This is a genomic window from Ideonella sp. P3_A4, assembly GCF_056403075.1.
Genome location: NZ_JBFUGE010000787.1, coordinates 1 through 2459, shown reverse-complemented (window position 1 = coordinate 2459; position 2459 = coordinate 1). Strand labels below are relative to the sequence as shown.

Sequence of the window (2459 nt, the reverse complement as noted above, 5' to 3'; positions counted from 1 at the left end):
ATCCAGAAGCTGATCGTCAGCTCCAGGCCGTCGGAGGCGAAGGCGGACAGCTGCACCGCGGGCTCAGGGTCCTGCATCACCCGCTTGACGCTGCTGATCGCTTCGATCATCTTCGGCCGCAGAACGTCCAGGTCGGTGCCGTAAGCCACCTGCACCTGCGTCGTCAGCAGCACCTTCGGGTCGGCGAGTGATGAGTTCTCGACCCGCTGGGTGATCAGCATTTCGTTCGGCACGATGGCCTCGCGCCCGTTCAATGCGCGAATCACCGTGTAGCGCGTGGCGATGTCGGTGATGCGGCCTTCGAAGCCATCAACCCGCACCATGTCGCCGATGCGCAGAGAGCGCTCCGCCAGGATCACGAAGCCGCTGACGTAATTGGCCGCCAGCTTCTGCAGGCCGAAGCCGATACCCACGCCGACGGCACCACCGAGAACCGACAACGCAGTCAGGTCGATACCCACCGCCGTCAGCGCCAACAACAGACCGAAGAAGGTGAGGACGGCGCGGACCGCGTTGGCCGCGGCCTTGCGCAGTGACAGCTCCTCGCCGTAAGCGCCCCGCAGCAGCCGGGATTCGATCGCCGCCGAGACCCACAAGACCAGCACCAGCACAAAGCCGGCCGACAAGGCGCCTTCGATCAGGTTGCGCACCGAGACCTTGGCGCCGCCCAGCTTCCAGTGGATGTCGTCCAGCTCGTCCAGCACCACCGGCAGCAGGCCGGTGATCCAGCCGACGACGGCCAGCCACGCCAGCCACGAAATCAGCCGTTCGGCCAGGCGCATCACGCGCGAGTTCGGGAACGCCGCCGTCAGCACCCGCGCCGACAGTCGGATGACCGCGAACGACAGCAGAACCGGGATCACGATCTTGAACAGCGCCAGCGGCACACCCATCGCGGGCAAGAGTCGCCTTGCGCCATAGGCCAGTGCCAACGCCAAGGCCGGGAACAGCACGCCGTCGACGATCTGCCGCCCGAACCAGACTGACTGCGGCGGCACTTCGCGCCCACGGATCAGGCGCACGACCAGCCAGGCCAGCCCGAGGCAGACCAGCACCACGGCGGCTTCGATCAAGGCACTGGAATGCGACAGCGCTGCGATCAGCTCGTCCAGCGTGACGGCCGGGAGAATGGAAGAGTTCGTCATGCGGCCGATTGTGTCAGCCGTCGAACGGTGGGCACCCGGCGCGGGGGTTCCCGCGCGCCTGCCGGCCGCGCACCGCCACCACGAAGCGAGTTAAACGCCGGCCAGCACCCGCAAGTGCGCCGCGACGCTGCGCGCCAGCGCGCTCAGCGCATAACCACCTTCCAGGCAGGACACGATGCGCCCCTGTGCATGGCGCCCGGCCACGTCGACCAGGCGGCGGGTGATCCACTCGTAGTCGGCCTCGACGAGACCAAGCTGGCCCAGTTCGTCTTCGCGGTGCGCATCGAAGCCGGCCGAGATGAAGATCATCTGGGGCTTGAACGCCTCGAGCCGCGGCATCCAGTTGGCCTCGATCAGCTCGCGGATCTCCGGGCCCCGGGTGTAGGCCGGCACCGGCAGGTTGACCATGTTGGTGCCGAGCGGCACGCCACCGGAGTAAGGGTAGAGCTGATCCTGGAAGAAGCTCGCCATCAGCACCCGGTCGTCGTTGGCGATGATRTCTTCGGTGCCGTTGCCGTGGTGCACGTCGAAATCGACGATGGCCACGCGCTGAAGGCCACGCACGTCCAGCGCATAGCGCGCGGCGATCGCCACGTTGTTGAAGAAGCAAAAGCCCATCGCGCGTGAGCGAGTCGCATGATGGCCCGGCGGGCGGATTGCGCAAAACGCGTTCTCGGCCCGACCATCGATCACCGCATCGGTGGCCGCCACGGCCGCCCCAGCGGCCCGCATGGCGGCCTGCCAGGTGGCCGGGCCGATCGACGTGTCCGGGTCGATCGGGCGATGCTCGCCGAGGGTGGACGCCTGCTGCATGGACTCGGACAGTTCCGTCACAAAGCCAGTCGTGTGGGCCAACGCGAGGTCTTCGCGCCGCACCAGCGGGGCCTCGAAGCGCGTCAGCGCCACGTCCAGCCCAGTGGCCAGCAGGTGGTCTTCAATGGCGTCTAGCCGGGCCGGACATTCCGGGTGGCCGCGGCCCATGTCATGGGCGCGGCAGTCGGGGTGCGAGAAGTAGGCAGTGGTCATGCAGACAAGCTGTGATGCGATCAATCTGCGCTATCGTGGTTCACCATGATGAGCGCCACCCTGCAAACGCGCTTGAGCCAGCTCAAGAATCAGATTAGCACGATCATTGTCGGCAAAGCCGAGCAGATCGACGACAGCATCGCTTGCCTGTTGGCCGGCGGCCACTTGCTGGTTGAAGACGTGCCCGGCGTCGGCAAGACCACGCTGGCGCATGCGCTGGCGGTGTCGCTCGGCCTGCAGTTCGCGCGTGCCCAGTTCACCGCCGACCTGATGCCCAGCGACCTGATC

Annotated in this window: 3 protein-coding genes; 1 reads left to right on the top strand and 2 read right to left on the bottom strand. The window is 66.8% G+C overall.

The window, feature by feature from the left end; all coding sequences use genetic code 11:
- Together AC1DYI_RS32705 and AC1DYI_RS32700 are read right to left on the bottom strand one after the other, a co-directional pair.
- A partial coding sequence (locus AC1DYI_RS32705; protein ID WP_477208279.1) for a mechanosensitive ion channel family protein occupies positions 1-1145 on the bottom strand: 1145 nt, incomplete at its 3' end.
- Between the two features lie 90 nt (positions 1146-1235).
- Positions 1236-2171 (bottom strand): histone deacetylase family protein, encoded by a 936-nt coding sequence (locus tag AC1DYI_RS32700; RefSeq protein WP_477208278.1) that lies wholly within the window; start codon positions 2169-2171, stop codon positions 1236-1238.
- 45 nt (positions 2172-2216) lie between these two features.
- Here AC1DYI_RS32700 and AC1DYI_RS32695 point away from each other — a divergent pair.
- Positions 2217-2459: AAA family ATPase (locus AC1DYI_RS32695; RefSeq protein ID WP_477208277.1), on the top strand; the 243-nt coding region annotated here is incomplete at its 3' end.